Raw genomic sequence first — 17,900 nt, 5'->3', positions numbered from 1 at the left:
TATCGAACAGCTTTAATATTAACTTTGTTTTATAAGTTCTACCACTACACCTGACCGTGCATCGGCCGCGAATTCATATGTCTCCATTTCACCATTGACAACTCTTGAAATACCCCCGCGATATACTGGAATTGTCATAATGCCATTCCTAAATTCTTCAGCTTTCATATAAATCCAAGATCCATCAATTGGACTTTCTTTTTTAAATTCAGCTTTTACATTATTTAAAACTTGATTTGCAGAAATAAATGGAGAAATTTTTTCAGAAGTTTCTTTAATGATAATTGCTGCAGCTAATCCAGTAGCTACACCTATTAAAAAATCCCGTAATTTCATTTGCCATCCTCCTTTAAGTATTCCTTATTTTAACATCAATTTTTAAAGAAGTCTTGCAGTACAATATGAATTTATTGTTGCTCCTTTAATATGCCCCCAATGATTGAAATTTCACTTTATGGTAAAATGAAGAACAAATGAAATAGGGAGTGTTTATTGATGAACGAGGAGACTTTGCGGTTATTTAAAACTTTAACGGAATTACCTGGCGCACCAGGCAATGAGCATGCTGTTCGTCAATTTATGCGAGGTGAGCTTGAAAAATATTCTGATGAAATAATACAGGATAATTTAGGCGGAATTTTTGGCGTTAGAAAAGCAAAGGATATTAGCGCTCCGAAAATTTTAGTTGCTGGTCATATGGATGAAGTGTCTTTTATGGTAAGGGATATTACAGAAAACGGTATGATTCGTTTTCAAACATTAGGTGGTTGGTCTAACCAAGTGTTGCAAGCACAGCGAGTAACCGTTTATACAAAGAATAAGGAGATTCCTGGGGTCATTGCATCGATACCACCGCATTTATTAAGAAATACTGAAAATAATAAACAAACAGAAATAAAGGATATGCTGATTGATGTAGGTGCAGATAGTAAAGAGGATGCGCTTGAAATGGGTATTCGACCTGGTCAATCGATTATTCCAATATGCCCGTTCACTCCAATGGCAAATCCGAAAAAAATTATGGCAAAAGCTTGGGATAACCGTTATGGCTGCGGACTAGCGATAGAATTATTAAAAGAATTAAAAGATGAAAAGGTTGTAAATAATCTTTATTCTGGTGCGAATGTAATGGAAGAAGTTGGTCTCCGTGGTGCTCAAGTATCTGCTAATATGATAAAGCCAGATTTATTTTTCGCATTAGATGCTTCGGCTGCAAATGATACTACAGGGGATAAAACCCAATTTGGTCAATTAGGAAAAGGAACACTTCTAAGAATTTACGATCCGACAATGGTAACACATCGAGGCTTGCGTGAATTTATTTTAGATACTGCTGAGTCTAATGATATTCCTTACCAGTACTTTGTTTCGAATGGTGGAACGGATGCAGGGAAAGTGCATATAGCAAACGAGGGAATTCCAAGTACTGTAATAGGTATTTGTTCTCGATATATTCATACCGCTGCTTCTATAATTCATATTGATGATTATGCAGCTGCAAAAGAACTGCTTATTAAGCTGGTAAAATCACTTGATCGAACAACGGTTGAAACTATTCTAAACAATGCGTAAAATAGTAAAGGTAAAGAAGGTGCCCAAATCGGCATCTTTTTTATTGAAGTTTGCGTCTTAATATTAGATCCATGTAGATTTGGATTGTTGTGATGGAGATGAATTTAGTGCAAATAGCAATTGGAACAAAAAATAGAGCAAAAACTGCAGCTATTAAAAATATAGTAAATACATTTTTTGATGATGTACATTTTGAGCAGTATTCAGTACCTTCTAATGTATCAGAGCAGCCATTTTCAAATGAAGAGACGAGGCAGGGTGCAATTAACCGAGCAATAAATACGTTAAAATCATCGAATGCTGATTTGAATTTTGGATTAGAGGGAGGAGTCTGCGAAATAGATGGATTAATGTATTGTTGCAACTGGGGAGCAGTTGCTTTAAAAGATGGTACTATTATCTCATGCAGCGGTGCACAATTTTTGCTCCCAGAAGAAATTGCAAATGAATTACGGGCTGGCAAAGAATTAGGACCTGTTATGGATGAGTTTACTAAACAAAAAGATACGAGATCTAGTTTAGGAGCTGTTGGTGTATTTACTGCTGGTCTTGTAGACCGTACTGAAATGTTTGAGCATATTGTTAAACTATTAATTGGTCAATATTTATATATCAAAAATTAAATATTGCAATGCAACTTAAATGCAACATCATTAATCAATAAATAACTATTAAGAAATTGGTAGAAAGTGAGGCATACATATATGAAACGCAAGTGGTTTTTCGGACCTGCTGTTTTAGTTTTAATATTAGCACTAGCAGGGTGTGGCAAAACTGTTGAAGAGCAGATTAATACAGGAGTAGCAAATGCACAAACTGTATTCGAAGAAAATGCTCAAGAACCTAATAAAACAATTGGAGATATTGAATTATATCTGCCTTCTGGCTATAACGTGGAGAAAAGTGATGATGTTAATAATTTAATAGTTACAAAAGGAAAGGACAGCTTCATTTTATTTGTTAATAGCAATGAAAAAGAAGATAGCAACTTGCATTATGAATTATTAAAGAATGATAAATCAAAAAAAATCGTTAAAGAAGAAACTGTTGAGTTTGATGGGGCATTTGGTTTTACAGCAGTAGTTGAGTATGATGAAGAACGCTTTGAATTAATCGCAAGCTGTGGTGGCGTGAAAATTTCAACCATTTCTGAAGATAAAAATATAGATGGAAAACTTGTTGATATGATGACAATTGTTCGTTCTGTTAAATTAGTTGAAGAAGCTGACCAGACAAACTAATCGATAGAAATTAAAACTTTTGTTACAATATAATTAAATGCTTTTAAAGTACGGTTCACTTTATGTGAGCCGTTTATTGCTGTTTAGGAAATATTAAAGAAAATACTTAGAAGAATTTTAATTAGTATCGGTTGGGTGAATGTGAGGGGTGAACACGATGTTGGTTATGGAAGGTGTCACAAGGCGAGACTTTCCCGCTCCTACACAAGTTACAGAGCCACGTTAAAAAAGCTTCTCAAATGAAAAGGATGTGATTTAATGAAATCGAAGGAATTGGTAGAGCAATTAAAATTGCGATTAGGAACCGAACAATTTGAATTTATTTTTGATAAAGAAAAAGATAGTTTAAGACTTAATCATAAATCATTAAATCGAGGAATGGATATATTACTCCCAGATATTTTAGCGAAATATCATACAAAAAAAGAGAAGGCGATTGATGAAGTTGTCTACACAATTGAGCAAACATTTAATGCAATGAAAAAAGAACAGTCAGAAGGATTCCATGATTTATCTTTAGTGTATCCAGTCATCCGTTCTGCCTCTTTTCCATTAAAATCAAACGAAGGTCATCCATTTGTTATGACAGATCATACTGCTGAAACACGGATTTATTATGCACTTGACTTAGGGACAACCTATCGATTAATTGATGAGTCCATATTGGGAAAATTAAATGTTTCAGCAAATCAAATTCGGGAAGCCGCACGTTTTTCAGTTCGGAAATTATCGACAAAAACCAAAAAGGATGAAGTTGCTGGAAATATTTTTTATTTTCTAAATGAAAATGATGGTTATGATGCAAGTCGTATTTTGAACGAATCGTTTTTAAAGGAAATGAAATCAAAAATCGAAGGTGATATGACCGTTTCAGTTCCACATCAAGATGTGTTAATTATTGGTGATATTCGGAACGAAGTAGGTTATGATGTATTAGCACAAATGACAATGCATTTCTTTACAGTTGGTGCCGTTCCAATTACATCATTATCATTTGTATATGAAAATGGTGAATTAGAACCGATATTTATACTAGCGAAGAATAAAGTAAAAAAGGAGCAAGAAGAGTAATGTTAATATCGTACAATAAGAAATATGTTGGAGATGTACTATTAGTACAATTAGCATCTGAAAGAATCGTCAATACGGAAGTTGAGAAAATTGGTGATTTTGCAATTTTAAAAGAGAAGGCAACAGGGGAAATAAAAGCATTTAATTTATTCAATGCAAGTAAATATATAGATTTAGATGTGGAAGGAAATGTGGAAGTAACACCTGAGCTAGTACAAAAAATTGAAAAAGCTATGGATGAAAATGGAGTAAAAGTTTCATTAGATATCGACTTTTCACCGAAATTCGTAGTAGGTTATGTAGAGGAAAAAGAAAAACATCCAAATGCTGATAAATTAAGTATTTGTAAAGTAAATGTAGGCGAAGAAGTATTACAAATTGTATGTGGTGCACCGAATGTTGAAGCTGGGCAAAAGGTAGTAGTGGCAAAAATAGGAGCAGTTATGCCTTCTGGGTTAGTTATCAAGCATTCTGAATTACGAGGTGTTGCTTCAGAAGGAATGCTTTGTTCAGCACGTGAATTGGCAATTCCAAATGCGCCTTCTGCAAAAGGTATTTTAGTATTGGATAATGATACTGAAGTTGGAGTACCATTTGAAATTCCTTCAACATTATAATATCGACAAGCCAAAGAGATTCTAACAATAGTTGGAGTCTCTTTTCTTTATATAGAAACAACGATTAACAAATACATGTAAAATTGTAAATTTAAAGGAAAATCAACAATTCAAATTATTAGAAGTATGATAAACTGTAAAAAGATGCTCAATTGCTAAAATTAATTATTTTCTGAATAAATATCCTGTTGGAAGGGTGATTGAAATGAGACGCAAATGGATTGTAACAGTACTAATAGCTGTTATCGGAGTCGTTTTTTTAACGATGTATTTAAATCAATCAAATACTAAAGCACATCCTAATGTAATAATTGAAACACAAATTTCACCAGTAGATGATAAAACTTATGACAGCATTGGTAGTTTGGAATATGTTAAAAACCCGGAGAAAGATAATTTCAAACTACTAAAATCACTTGTAAAAGTCACTTACCCAAAAAATGTACAAAATGTAGAAATAGAATTTTCAAAAACATATAAAGAATTACTTGGTGATGATATTTATTGGACCGGGGAGATTTGGGAATATCCTCATCCGGACGATAACACAATTGAACATTACCATGAAATTATTATCTATACAGGTGAAACAAATGAACAACAACTAAAAGATATGCTTAGTAAAGGAACAATGAAAGTAACCTGGAAGGAAAATGAAAAAGTAATAAGTGAGAAACACACTCTTGATGAAGCTGTTTTATTTAAGAAATAGTAGGTTTAGCGACAAATTCTGTTAAAAAACCACCAGTGATATTACTGGTGGTTTTAATTTTAACTAAATGTCTCACCATTGTTATAAAATTGCAATCTATTTATGATATGATTTTGATATAAAATATCTTATAAAAATCGTTAAATTTTAAAGTATAAAGCTGTAAAATTAATAGATGAAATGACTAAATCAGGTTAATTTAAGATACCTATATACATATAATTACATTATAATATAAAAGCTATGTCCATAGAAAAGAGTGAGTATATTGAATTGGTTTAAAAAACAATTAAATAAATTATTTGATAATGAAATAGAAGATGATGAAAATTATTACGATGATTTAAATTATGAGGAAGAAAACTCAAATTCTTATATAAATGAAAACCATATAGTTGAACAACAAAATTATACAAAAAGGTCAAGTTTTCGTTTTCCACTTATTGCAGATGATGAATTAGATTCAACAAAAACTGTCCAAGCTTCTAGTGAAATAAACAAGAAGCAATTTCCAAATGATAGAATCGTTGAAAATCCAATCGATAGACCTAAAAATTTTTATCAACCAAATGCGATATCTAAAGTGTATGATGTTGAGGTTTCTGGGATTAAAGAGCTTTTAGAAAAACGTCAGCGAATTAAAGGCTATTCCAATGTATTAAATCAAAATGCAACGAAAATTCGAAAAGTTGAAAAGCCAAGAAGTGAAGAGCGGATAATAAAAGAAGTTATCAAACAACAGCAGCCTATTCGAGTAAAAACTGCAAATAACCCACAGGAAAGTAAACGAAGATTCATTCCAACGGATGTACCTTCTCCTGTTTATGGCTATAAAAAGCCGAGTAACATTGGTGACCTGTTAGAAAAAAAGCAGAATCATGATAAACAACAAATTACGAAGTACTACGAAGAAGAGAATGATATTGAGGCATCAACTGAAAATGTTCAATTAAAAAATAACATCAGTGCACCTAGTTTAACGGAAAGCTTTCAATCATTAGAGAGTACGAACAATTCGATTGAAACGATAAATTCGCGCGGGAAAATAGCAGAATCAGTTGAAACAGTTCAATTAGCTGAAGAAATTACGAGTACAGTTGAAACAATTCAAATAGCAGAAAAAGCGAGTACATTTGAAATAGCCCAAGCTGCAGAAGAAATGGCAAGTTCGGTTGAAGCGATTCAAACAACAGAGGAAATGCTAAGTTCGGTTGAAGCGATTCAAGCAACTGAAGAAAAAGCAAGATCAGTTGAAACAGTTCAAGAAGCAGAGGAAATGCTAAGTTCGGTTGAAGCGATTCAAGCAACTGAAGAAAAAGCAAGATCAGTTGAAACAGTTCAAGAAGCAGAGGAAATGCTGAGTTCGGTTGAAGCGATTCAAGCAACTGAAGAAAAAGCAAGATCAGTTGAAATATCTCAAGAAGCAGTGGGAATGGCAAGTTCGGTTGAAACAATTCAAGCTGCAGAAGAAACTACGAGTACAATTGAAATCGAAGCAGAAGAAAAAACAGAACCAAGTGAGATGGTTCAAGCAACTGAAGAAACATTAGAACGAGTTGAACTAGAAAAAACTGAAGAAATAGTTGGTTCTATTGAAATGGAAAAAACAACAAAAGAAATAGCAAGTATAGATGAAATGATTCAAGTTGGCGAGGAATTTATTCATACAGTTGAAATCGCTGAGGAGCTAGGTGAAATTCAAAATCCCCAAGCTGAAAATATGGAAGTAAATAAGCAAATTTTCGAGCAATATTTAAGTAATAGTTTCATAGATATTGATAGAGAAGATGAACAAAAACCAGTTGTTTTAAACAACGTGATTTACGAAAACGCCGAAGAAATTCCGATATTGGCCGAAGAAGTAGTCGAAGCTCCTGAATCGGTTGGCGATTTAACAGAACAATCAAAAAATATTACTGAAGAAACTGAGTCTGACTTTTCTGATGTAACAACTTTGGAAAAATATGAAGAAGAAAAAAAAATAATTGAACCGCTGGATGAAAATTTAGAGAAAAGCGAGCAACCAAAAGGGAGTAAGCTGCCTTTTAACGTATTAATGCTAAAATCCGATAAAGAAAAATATGCAGCCAAATTAGCACAAAAAGAAATGCAGCAACATAATGATGATATTAAAGAAATTTCTAGGCACTCACCTCATGTAGTTTCAAAAACTGTTATTGAACAAACAACTGAAGTAAACAATCAAGAAATGATAGATCATCATTCAAGTACAGATGCAGCGTTCACAGAACAGAAAATGATTTTAGAGAATATAGAAGAGAAAGAAGACACAATAAGTGAATTAAATGTAACAGAAAATATTGAAAAAGCATCACCTAAAATATACAAAAAACCTTCACTGGATTTTTTATCGCCTCCTGAGGAAAAAACGGAAGATCGTGAGTGGATGGAGTCCCAGGCGGATGTTTTGGTTGAAGCATTGTCTTACTTCCAAGTAACAGCGCAGGTTGAATCAATTATGCAAGGGCCGGCTGTTACCCAATTTGAAATTACGGTAGGTCATGGTACAAAGGTAAGTAAAATTCGCAATTTAGCAGATGATTTGAAACTTGCTTTGGCTGCAAAGGATATTCGAATTCAAGCACCGATCCCTGGGAAAAGTTCTATCGGAATCGAAATCCCAAATCGTATTTCGCGTGCTGTTCGATTGTCTGAGGTAACATCCAGTGAATCATTTAGAGATTCTGAATCACCGTTAGAAGCAGCGCTTGGTCTTGATTTAACAGGGAAACCGGTAACAATTGACTTGAGAAAAATGCCGCATGGTCTTATTGCAGGGGCTACTGGATCGGGTAAATCTGTTTGTATTAATTCAATTTTAGTAAGTTTATTATATAAAGCGGACCCTCATGAGTTGAAACTAATGCTTATTGATCCGAAAATGGTCGAGCTCGCACCATTTAATCATATTCCTCATTTAGTCAGCCCGGTTATAACAGATGTGAAGGCTGCTACAGCTGCGTTAAAATGGGCAGTTGAAGAAATGGAACGTCGCTATCAATTGTTTGCGCATGCTGGTGTACGAGACTTGCCACGTTTTAATAAGTTAGCTGAACAAAACGGAGAGTATGGTCATAAATTACCTTATATTTTAATCGTGATTGATGAGCTTGCAGATTTAATGATGATGTCTCCAGCTGACGTAGAAGAAGCGATTTGTCGAATTGCTCAAAAAGCAAGAGCATGTGGTATTCACTTAATCGTTGCTACCCAACGCCCGTCAGTAGATGTCATTACAGGGCTAATTAAATCGAATATCCCAACTAGAATTGCCTTTGCAGTTTCTTCTCAAGTTGATTCACGCACTATTTTAGACAGTCAGGGTGCAGAGAGACTGCTAGGTAGAGGGGATATGCTTTATTTAGGTAATGGAATGAGTGCACCAATCCGTTTACAAGGAACATTTGTTACAGATGACGAAATCGAGGAAATTATCGAGCACATTCGTGAGCAAGGAGAACCTGACTACTTCTTTGAGCAAGATGAATTATTGAAAAAGACTGAAATGATTGAAGAAACAGATGAATTATTTGAAGAGGTTTGCCGTTTTGTGTACGAACAAGGGACTGCATCTACTTCTTCTATTCAAAGAAAATATCATATTGGTTATAATCGTGCAGCACGCTTAATTGACATGCTTGAAAGTCACGGATTTATTTCGGAGCAAAGAGGAAGTAAACCTAGAGAAGTTTTTATTACCGACACAGATTTAACTTCAATGTTTGATTAATGCTTGGAAAGTTGTGCTTTTGATAAAACTTATCTTTTGCGCAACTCTCTGGCAGTAAATTCTATATTGAATTTGTTGGAGGGGGCACTCCCTCTCATTTTTTTGCAAATAAGAAAATAAAAAACTCTCTTGTCTGCATAAGTGCAACTAGGCTAATCAGCAATAATGCTGAGCAATTAGCCAAGTTTTCTAATCGGATAACAAAAAAGCTTGATAAATTAGGAATATATGTGCAAATATTAGTTATCCTTCATATATCGTTTTATAAAATTAGTGCTATAATGGGGTAAGTTTTTAAAATATGGCACAAACTAACTAAAATAACAATTGTTTATTCAATGAGGTCAAGTACCTCGGGAGGTTCAAATATGACATTTTATCACTTTACAGGAATTAAAGGATCAGGTATGAGTTCACTTGCACAAATTTTGTTTGATTCGGGTGAGCAAGTTCAAGGATCCGACGTTGAAACATATTTCTTTACTGAACAACCATTAAGAGATCGAAACATTAAAATTTTACCTTTTGACGAAAATAATATTCAGCCAGGTATGACCATTATAGCTGGAAATGCCTTTCCAGATGACCACCCAGAGCTATTGCGTGCAAAAGAATTAGATCTGGAAATCATCCGATATCACAAATTTTTAGGAGAATATATTAAAAATTATACTTCTATAGCAATTACAGGAGCACATGGCAAAACTTCAACAACAGGTCTTATGAGCCATGTAATTGGTGGATATATGCCTACTTCATACTTAATAGGAGACGGAACAGGTACTGGTAAGGAGGATGCTTCATTTTTCGTTATGGAGGCATGCGAGTACCGACGCCATTTCTTAGCATATCAACCTGATTATGCAGTAATGCTTAATATTGATTTTGATCATCCAGATTATTTTGCGGATGTAGAAGATGTATTTTCGGCATTTGAACAATTAGCATTACAAGTTAAAAAAGCTATTATTGCATGTGGCGACGATGAGCACTTACAAAAAATTCAAGCGAATGTTCCAGTTGTTTACTATGGCTTTGGTGAGAACAATGATTTCTCTGCAAGAAATATCGAGAAAACAACTGAAGGTACATCGTTCGAAGTGTATGTACGCAATGAATTTTATAGTAAATTCTTCATCCCGCTGTTTGGAGATCATGCAGTACTAAATTCATTAGCTGTAATTTCTTTATGTCATTACGAGGATATTCCAGCACAAGTAATTCAAGAACGGTTAACTACTTATACAGGTGTGAAAAGACGTTTTACAGAGACGAAAATTGGGAATAATGTACTTGTTGATGACTATGCGCATCATCCAACAGAAATAAAGGCAACAATTCAATCTGCACGTCAAAAATACCCAGATCGACCAATCGTTGCGATTTTCCAACCGCATACTTTTAGTCGTACACAAGCATTTTTACAACAATTCGCTGATAGTTTATCTAAAGCAGATGCTGTTTATTTATGTGATATTTTTGGCTCTGCTCGTGAAAAACAGGGCGCATTGTCGATTGATGATTTAGGAAAGTTAATTGAAGGAAGTAGTATTATTCAAACTGAAAACATTGAGTTGCTAAAACAATACAACAATGCTGTTTTCTTATTTATGGGTGCAGGTGATGTTCATAAGTATCAAGATGCTTTTGAAGATTTACTGAAAAAAAGTGAAGAAACAGCTTAAACATTAAGTTTAGGCTGTTTTTCAAACTCTAGAAGGATTTTTAAAAATTTTGTCGAATAGTAATATTTATCAGACGTAGGAGGTTCATCATAATGGAAGTAATATTATACATCGCAGCACTTATTGCAGCAATTGGATTTTTAGTACTATGTATCAGTGTAGGAATGACATTATTCTCACTTAAAAATACATTAAACAGTATGGCAGGTACAGTAGCAGGAATTGAAGGGCAAATGGAAGGAATCACTCGTGAGACAACCTCACTTTTAGAAAAAACAAATACATTAGCTGAGGATATTACGCAAAAGTCTGCAAAATTAAATTCTGTTGTAGACGCTGTAAAAAATATTGGTGAATCCGTTAATGGTTTAAACAATTCAATCAATCAAATTACAACTTCAATTTCATCTGAAGTTAGTAAAAATGAAGAAAAAATCGCACAAGTTGTACAATGGAGTAATGTAGCGCTTGAAATCGCTGAAAAATGGAAACAAAGAAAAACGATTGATCAAGATGATGTTGATGAAGCTACTGAAAAAATTGTAAAAAAATCTTCGAAATTTAGAAGAAAAAAATAAAGAATTAAGGGGATGGGTATTATGACTGGGGAAAAGCCAAATTTTAACGAAGTAAAAAATGAAATAGCAAATTTACCTCTAAGTTCGGGGAAACATGAAGTAATATACGAGGAGGAGACATTGAACATGAAAGACTTTGTGATTGGTGCTTTAGTTGGAGGAATTGTAGGAGCAGCAGCTGGATTATTGCTGGCGCCGAAAACAGGAAGAGATTTGCGCAGTGATGTAGCTACACAAGCAGTAAATTTAAAAGATAAAAGTGTAACACTTTCATCGACTGCAAAAGAAAAAACTGTACAATTATCAAATCAAATTAAAGAACAATCTACTCAATTAGTAGATAAAGTAAAAACGAAGAATACAAAAGTTCCGCCAGTATTTGACGATGGCACAGTATCTTCTGAAGGCGAAGAGCCATTGGAAGATGAGACGTATGAAGGTGTAGATATGGCAGAAATTTCACGCCCATCTTCAATTTAATAAAACAGAATAATATGTAAATAAAGGACCGTCCCAAAAACAACATTTTGGAACGGCCTTTTTATTATTTATTAGTGAACAAATTTCGATATATTCCGTATATAAAATATCAAGTAAATCAAAAAATTTACCGATAAGATGTATTTGTAAAGGAGGGGAATGAATGTTAAAAGAATTCAATAATTTAATGGACTACATTGAAAAACATTTGACGGAAGAAATCTCTGGAGAAGATATATCAAAAATTGTAGGAATATCTGATTATCATTTTAAAAGAATGTTTTCTTATATGGCTGGCATGTCATTAAAAGAGTATATCAAAAATAGAAGATTATCAGTTGCAAATGAAGAATTAGTTAACGGAGCAAAAGTGACAGACATTGCCTATGAATATGGTTATCAATCTATAGAAGGATTTTCAAGAGCCTTTCGTGAATGGAGCGGTTTTTTGCCTTCAGAAGTAGCTAAGAACAAAATTCAAAAATCATTTCCTAAATTTACGTTCTTTATAGATGTAAAAGGAGGAATATCAATGGAATTCAAAATTGAAAAGAAAGAAAAGTTTAATATAGTAGGCGTATCGAAAAGAGTGCCAATTCAATTCGAAGGTGAAAATAATGCGATCATAGAACTGGCTCAGTCGATTACACGACAACAAAGGGATGAAATGCATAGGTTAGCTGATTTATATCCTCATCAAGTGTTGAATGTATCGTATGATTTTGATGATGGTTTTTTAGAAGAAAAAGGATACTTAACTCATATGATTGGTTTTGCAACGACAAAAAAGAATACATTCGATGATTTAGAGCAAATTTCTATTGAAGAAAGCTTGTGGGCAATTTTCCCTAATCAAGGGCCGTTTCCTGCTACACTTCAAGAAACACACGCTAAAATTTATTCTGAATGGTTGCCTTCTTCAGATTATGAAGTTGCAGATTTACCTGGGATTTCTTTTACAAAGTACAATAATTCTTCGGAAAATGTATATAGCGAAATATGGATGCCAATAAAAGGAAAAAAATAGCGATAAACTTGGATGATTATTCTGTTTACTGAGGGGATTTCAGTTAATACTTTCTATACAATACTAGACCAGTTAGTAATTATCTAACTGGTCTTTTTAAATTTGATAGTAATCAACCTTATCGCTAATAAAGCTTTTTATTTTCGTTATTTTTTGTGGTTGCTTTATCAGCCCGTTTGAATTCTTTTCGGTATAAAACTTCTTGCGTCGATGTCAATCCATTATCTTTTGTTGTTAACTGCTCATGCGGCTTTTTTTGTTCCTTCATTGTAAACACTCCTCTCATTTTTAGTCTTTATCAGTTTTTCCTTTATAACATTAGATATTCCATCTATTAAAATTCGAATAAAATTTTAAAAAGAGATACCCTTAATTTTATTTTTGGGTACCTCTGTTGGTAAGGATGTGATATTTATTTCTCGATTTTTAGCTTGTAACTGGATTTTCCGATAATAATATTTCTAATGAATCTCCACCGAAGATTTCTGCATCAAATGATGAAGGAATACCATTTTTTAAAATCGTAAAACTTCCTTTGAAATTCGATGGCAATTGCCAGTTAGAAAAACGAAACACATCTTGAAAAATCCATTGATTTGTATCTTTATTTATAATTTGAATAGCAGTTCCATTTGAAATAGTAGTTGTCGGTAGAGCAGCGACGCCATTTATTAACACTTCTCTGCAGACCTTTCTTAGTTCCACCTGTTCATTTTGGAATGTTACAACAATTTTATCTTCTAATAATAAATCTAATTTATTCACTACTGTATCTACTGTTGGAAGTGTTGTATCTTGGATTGTAATCGTATCTCCATCATTAATTGGATACTGTAGTTTTCCAGGTTTACCATTAATAAAAATCTTCGCCGAATACTCAGGCAAAAATAAAGGCTGCCCATCGACTAAAATATAAAATGACTGCAATTTTTTTAGAATATCAAATCGATTAATATGCTTTAATACTTCTTCTACGGTTTCAACGGTCTCTACTTTTACTTGATCATAATCTTTTAATTCCTGATCTAGAGAAGCGGCTTTATCATTTACATGTATAGTAGGCTCAATAGTATAGTTTGTTTCATTAACAGTAACGGTTTTTACTGTTGCATTATCAACAATGTCGCGGACTGTTGCTTGTGCATCTTTGCCGTTTCTTCCTTCAACTAAGGAAATCACATCACCATTCTTTATCTCTGTTTTTGTGGAAGCAATCTCTCCATTGACAAGGATGCTTGCAGGTTGACCGTGTTCGCCTGGAATAAGAATATTTTGTTCATTGACTGTTATTGATATTCCATGTCCTGGCCTTCCATATAACTGGTTTGCTCGAATATTTGCGGCTAAAAATGCGTCTGCAACAGTCATTTCCTTCATTTCAAACAACCGGACAATTTGATCATTTACAGTAATGGTCATATATTGTATTGGTGCCTTTTTTGCAGCAATCGCAATTCCTATAGGTGTTACAAGCTCTGGTGTAGCAGGGATTGAATCTTCCTTTGTTAAATTTTGAATTGCATCAATTCCACGAACTGCTACACGATTTGCAGGAAGCTGTAAAATTGTAGCTATTTCATTCGTTAAATTAGGCGTTAAACTTCCTCCACCGACTAGCATAATTGCTTTAGGAGGATTTTGATTATTTAATCTTAGAATTTCATTACTTATTGCTTCTGCTAATGCACGAATAGCTGGCTGAATAGCATCTAATACTTCACTTTTTGGATAAAGCTGATCAAAGCCTAATATATCTTTAATTAATATTGATTCTTCCGTTGCTAATTGTCGTTTAGCATTTTCAGCAATATGGAAATCTAATAAGAAATGATCACTTAAAGCCTCTGTTATTTCATCTCCAGCAGTAGGTACCATTCCATATGCAACAATTGTACCTTTATCCGTTATAGCAATATCTGATGTTCCGGCTCCGATATCAACTAGCGCTACATTTAATCGCCTCATAGAAGATGGAATTAGTACATTAATGGCAGCAATCGGTTCAAGCGTCAATGCTTCCATTTCTAAGTCGGCTCTTTTTAAAGCTGCTAGAAGTGATTCAACAACAACACGTGGTAAAAATGTAGCTATTACTTCAACTGTTGCTTCATTGCCTTGCTGATCAAGCAAACTGCCAATTTCCTCTCCGTCCAATCGATAGTACAGTACAGAGTATCCAACACAGTAATAATGATTTGAACTTGCGTCTTCCCTATGTTGCAGCAGTTGTTGCTGAGCCTGCTGAACTGCCTGCAGCTCTAGTCGACTAATATCCTCTTCAGTAAAGATTGGGCGATTTTTAATATTAACTGTAATGCTTGCTTGCTCTGTTTTTAAAGCTCGTCCAGCTGCTGCTACACTAACCTTAGTTAACGGCCCATGTTTTAATTCTAATTCAGCCTTAATTTCTTTTATTAGATCTGCCACATATAAAACATTATGTATTTGTCCATCGACCATTGCCCGTTCTTTATGTTCTTTCATGATAATATCAATGACATGAAAATGTTCGTTCTGCTCTTCTAAAATGATACCGACTACTGAACGAGTACCGATATCTAAAGCAAATAATTTCGAACTCACTTAAAACACATCCTTTCATAAAATATTATTAAATTCATTTTAGTGAAGAATAGTAGCATTTTCACAAGGTTTGCTTTAGCGAGTTGAAGCGCTAAATTAAAATGCGTGACAATTTGAATATTCTTGATTATAATAGGATTATTATTTTAAAATGTATCATACATTTCAGCAATCTGAAAGAGTTGGGTACAGTGAGAGGAGAAAAGGGAATGAGTGAGCAAAATCTAGAAGCACTTCGCAGTCAGATTGACGAATTAAACCTAGAAATTCTACGTTTAATTAACGAAAGAGCAGAAGTAGTAAATGAGATTGGTAAAATTAAAGAAAAACAAGGTGTTAACCGATACGATCCTCTACGCGAAAGACATATGTTGAATTTATTAAAAGAACATAATAAAGGCCCGTTAAATCAAATGACGGTTGATTATATATTTAAACAAATTTTTAAAACTGCTTTAAAACAATTAGAAGCAGATAAGAAAAAAGAATTGTTAGTATCTCGTAAGAAAAAGTCAGAAGATACTGTCATTGAGATTAATGGAGAAAAAATTGGTTCAGGCACACCTACATTTGTATTTGGTCCATGTTCAGTAGAATCATATGATCAAGTAGCAAAGGTAGCAGCTTCAATCCAATCTAAAGGATTAAAGTTAATACGTGGCGGTGCTTACAAGCCTCGTACATCTCCATACGATTTCCAAGGTTTAGGTCTAGAAGGGCTGAAAATTTTAAAACAAATTTCAAAAGAATACGGTTTAGCTGTTGTAACTGAAATTGTAACTCCTGCTCACATTGAGGAGGCGTTGGATTACATTGATGTCATTCAAATTGGTGCACGCAACATGCAAAACTTTGAATTATTAAAAGCAGTAGGTGCAACGAATAAGCCGGTTTTACTAAAACGTGGATTAGCAGCAACTATTGATGAGTTTATTCATGCAGCTGAATACATTATGTCAAAAGGTAATGAAAACATTATGCTTTGCGAACGTGGTATTCGTACTTATGAGAAAGCTACACGCAATACGTTAGATATTTCAGCAGTTCCAATTTTAAAACAAGAAACACATTTACCAGTTTTCGTAGATGTTACTCATTCTACTGGTCGTCGTGATCTATTATTGCCTTGTGCGAAGGCGGCAATTGCTATTGGAGCTGACGGGGTAATGGCAGAAGTACATCCAGATCCATCTGTTGCATTGTCTGATTCACAACAACAAATGGATATTCCACAATTTGATGCTTTCTACGAAGAAATTCAAAAATTTATGAAACAATACGAATTTAAAGCTTAATAATTATAAGTACCGGCCAATATATTTTGGTCGGTATTTTTTCATGTTTGTTAAATCTAAGCTTTGTGTTGAAAATGAAAAGGGAAGTGTCGTATGATTAAACATAACAATAGAAATAAAAGGAGGCGTATCCTTTGACTGTAACGATTTATGATGTTGCACGTGAAGCGAATGTTTCAATGGCGACTGTATCACGTGTAGTTAACGGAAACCAAAACGTAAAACCAGCTACGAGGAAAAAAGTACTTGAGGTTATTGAGCGCTTAGAATATCGACCAAATGCCGTAGCTCGTGGCTTAGCTAGCAAAAAAACAACAACAGTAGGCGTTATCATTCCTGATATTTCTAATAATATTTATGCCGAAGCAGCTCGCGGCATAGAAGATATTGCGACTATGTATCGGTATAATATTATTTTAGCGAACTCAGACCAAAATGAAGAAAAAGAATTATCCCTTCTCGATACGATGCTTGGTAAACAAGTTGATGGGATTGTGATGATGAGTGATGCCGTTACACCTAAATTGCGTCAGTCGATGGAACATTCTCCTGTACCAATTGTACTTGCAGGTTCTGTTGATGAGTTAGATCAATTTGCTTCAGTTAATATAGATTATTTCCAAGCGTCATATGAGGCAGTACAAATGTTAATCACTAATGGTCATAAACGGATTGCGTTTGTATCAGGTCCTCTACAAAATACAATTAACTCAAAGTTTAAGCTGGAAGGCTATAAAAAAGCACTTGAAGACGCAAATATTTCAACTGATGAGAACTTAATCGTTTCAGATGAAGGAACTTATGATAGTGGGGTTGAAGCATGGGAAACGTTGAGTGCTCTTGATGAACCGCCTACTGCATTTTTTGCTGGAAGTGATGAGTTGGCAATTGGGATAATTCATGGAGCACAGGATAATGGAAAAAATGTCCCGGAAGAAATCGAAGTGATTAGCTTTGAGAACTCGAAGCTTGCTCGTATGGTGCGTCCTCAATTAACAAGTGTTGTATTTCCTTTATATGATATTGGAGCAGTTGCTATGCGTCTACTTACGAAAATTATGAATAAAGAAACGATAGAAAATCAATCTGTTATTATTCCACACCGTATTGAAAAACGAAAATCGGTGAAATAATTGGTAAGATGCCGTTCTATTTCAGAACGGCATCTCAGGTTGTTGACAAAAGACCTTCAGAATGGGCTTATTCTGAAGGTCTTTTGTAATTTTAATAGATTATTGGGTATTTAACCGACTTATTTGGGGTAAAAACACTCTTCGAGTATTATATT

16 protein-coding genes are annotated in these 17,900 nt (G+C 34.1%); 13 read left to right on the top strand and 3 right to left on the bottom strand.

Going from position 1 to position 17,900, the window contains the following annotated elements; translation table 11 throughout:
• Nucleotides 1-18: 18 nt before the first annotated feature.
• Nucleotides 19-336 carry a hypothetical protein gene (locus EKG35_RS08880; protein ID WP_126294093.1) on the bottom strand — a complete coding sequence of 106 codons (318 nt, stop codon included), beginning with the start codon at nt 334-336 and terminating at the stop codon, nt 19-21.
• A 159-nt stretch (nt 337-495) separates the two neighbouring features.
• On the opposite strand from EKG35_RS08880, the gene EKG35_RS08875 reads away from it, so the two are divergent.
• From EKG35_RS08875 to EKG35_RS08825, 11 genes are all read left to right on the top strand, one after another.
• A complete protein-coding gene (locus EKG35_RS08875) occupies nt 496-1,572 on the top strand; it encodes a M42 family metallopeptidase (protein ID WP_126294092.1) in 1,077 nt (358 codons plus the stop codon).
• A 107-nt stretch (nt 1,573-1,679) separates the two neighbouring features.
• Complete coding sequence (locus EKG35_RS08870) at nt 1,680-2,195, top strand: DUF84 family protein (protein WP_185807691.1); 516 nt, start codon at nt 1,680-1,682, stop codon at nt 2,193-2,195.
• Nucleotides 2,196-2,276: 81 nt separating this feature from the next.
• Nucleotides 2,277-2,813: a hypothetical protein gene (locus EKG35_RS08865; RefSeq protein WP_126294090.1), complete on the top strand. Its 537-nt coding sequence runs from the start codon at nt 2,277-2,279 to the stop codon at nt 2,811-2,813.
• Between the two features lie 258 nt (nt 2,814-3,071).
• Nucleotides 3,072-3,884, top strand: coding sequence for a DUF1444 domain-containing protein (locus tag EKG35_RS08860; protein ID WP_126294089.1), 813 nt, complete (start codon nt 3,072-3,074; stop codon nt 3,882-3,884).
• Nucleotides 3,884-4,501 carry a YtpR family tRNA-binding protein gene (ytpR, locus tag EKG35_RS08855; RefSeq protein WP_126294088.1) on the top strand — a complete coding sequence of 206 codons (618 nt, stop codon included), beginning with the start codon at nt 3,884-3,886 and terminating at the stop codon, nt 4,499-4,501. Before EKG35_RS08860 ends, ytpR begins: the two co-directional genes overlap by 1 nt.
• 205 nt (nt 4,502-4,706) lie before the next feature.
• On the top strand, nt 4,707-5,213 hold the full coding sequence (locus EKG35_RS08850; protein WP_126294087.1) for a hypothetical protein: 507 nt from the start codon (nt 4,707-4,709) through the stop codon (nt 5,211-5,213).
• A gap of 268 nt (nt 5,214-5,481) precedes the next feature.
• On the top strand, nt 5,482-8,964 hold the full coding sequence (locus EKG35_RS21240; RefSeq protein WP_342774107.1) for a DNA translocase FtsK: 3,483 nt from the start codon (nt 5,482-5,484) through the stop codon (nt 8,962-8,964).
• 368 nt (nt 8,965-9,332) lie between these two features.
• Nucleotides 9,333-10,649 (top strand): UDP-N-acetylmuramate--L-alanine ligase, encoded by a 1,317-nt coding sequence (gene murC / locus EKG35_RS08840; RefSeq protein ID WP_126294086.1) that lies wholly within the window; start codon nt 9,333-9,335, stop codon nt 10,647-10,649.
• Between the two features lie 92 nt (nt 10,650-10,741).
• Entirely contained in the window at nt 10,742-11,227 is a 486-nt protein-coding gene (locus tag EKG35_RS08835) for a DUF948 domain-containing protein (RefSeq protein WP_126294085.1), read from the top strand.
• A 21-nt stretch (nt 11,228-11,248) separates the two neighbouring features.
• Nucleotides 11,249-11,707: a YtxH domain-containing protein gene (locus EKG35_RS08830; RefSeq protein ID WP_126294084.1), complete on the top strand. Its 459-nt coding sequence runs from the start codon at nt 11,249-11,251 to the stop codon at nt 11,705-11,707.
• A gap of 163 nt (nt 11,708-11,870) precedes the next feature.
• A complete protein-coding gene (locus EKG35_RS08825) occupies nt 11,871-12,734 on the top strand; it encodes an AraC family transcriptional regulator (protein ID WP_126294083.1) in 864 nt (287 codons plus the stop codon).
• A gap of 124 nt (nt 12,735-12,858) precedes the next feature.
• On the opposite strand, the gene EKG35_RS08820 is transcribed toward EKG35_RS08825, so the two are convergent.
• On the bottom strand, nt 12,859-13,002 hold the full coding sequence (locus tag EKG35_RS08820) for a YfhE family protein (RefSeq protein ID WP_126294082.1): 144 nt from the start codon (nt 13,000-13,002) through the stop codon (nt 12,859-12,861).
• Between the two features lie 158 nt (nt 13,003-13,160).
• Nucleotides 13,161-15,317 carry a cell division protein FtsA gene (locus EKG35_RS08815; RefSeq protein WP_126294081.1) on the bottom strand — a complete coding sequence of 719 codons (2,157 nt, stop codon included), beginning with the start codon at nt 15,315-15,317 and terminating at the stop codon, nt 13,161-13,163.
• Nucleotides 15,318-15,526: 209 nt separating this feature from the next.
• Between EKG35_RS08815 and EKG35_RS08810 the strand changes: the two genes are divergently transcribed.
• Nucleotides 15,527-16,612 carry a bifunctional 3-deoxy-7-phosphoheptulonate synthase/chorismate mutase gene (locus EKG35_RS08810; protein WP_126294080.1) on the top strand — a complete coding sequence of 362 codons (1,086 nt, stop codon included), beginning with the start codon at nt 15,527-15,529 and terminating at the stop codon, nt 16,610-16,612.
• A gap of 134 nt (nt 16,613-16,746) precedes the next feature.
• Nucleotides 16,747-17,745, top strand: coding sequence for a catabolite control protein A (ccpA, locus tag EKG35_RS08805; RefSeq protein ID WP_126294079.1), 999 nt, complete (start codon nt 16,747-16,749; stop codon nt 17,743-17,745).
• The last annotated feature ends 155 nt before the right edge of the window (nt 17,746-17,900 follow it).

Origin of the sequence: Lysinibacillus telephonicus, from assembly GCF_003966145.1 — a bacterium.
Classification (GTDB): Bacteria; Bacillota; Bacilli; order Bacillales_A; family Planococcaceae; genus Ureibacillus; species Ureibacillus telephonicus.
The sequence above is the reverse complement of the archived record's forward strand: the minus strand, read 5'-3'. Positions and strand labels throughout refer to the sequence as shown.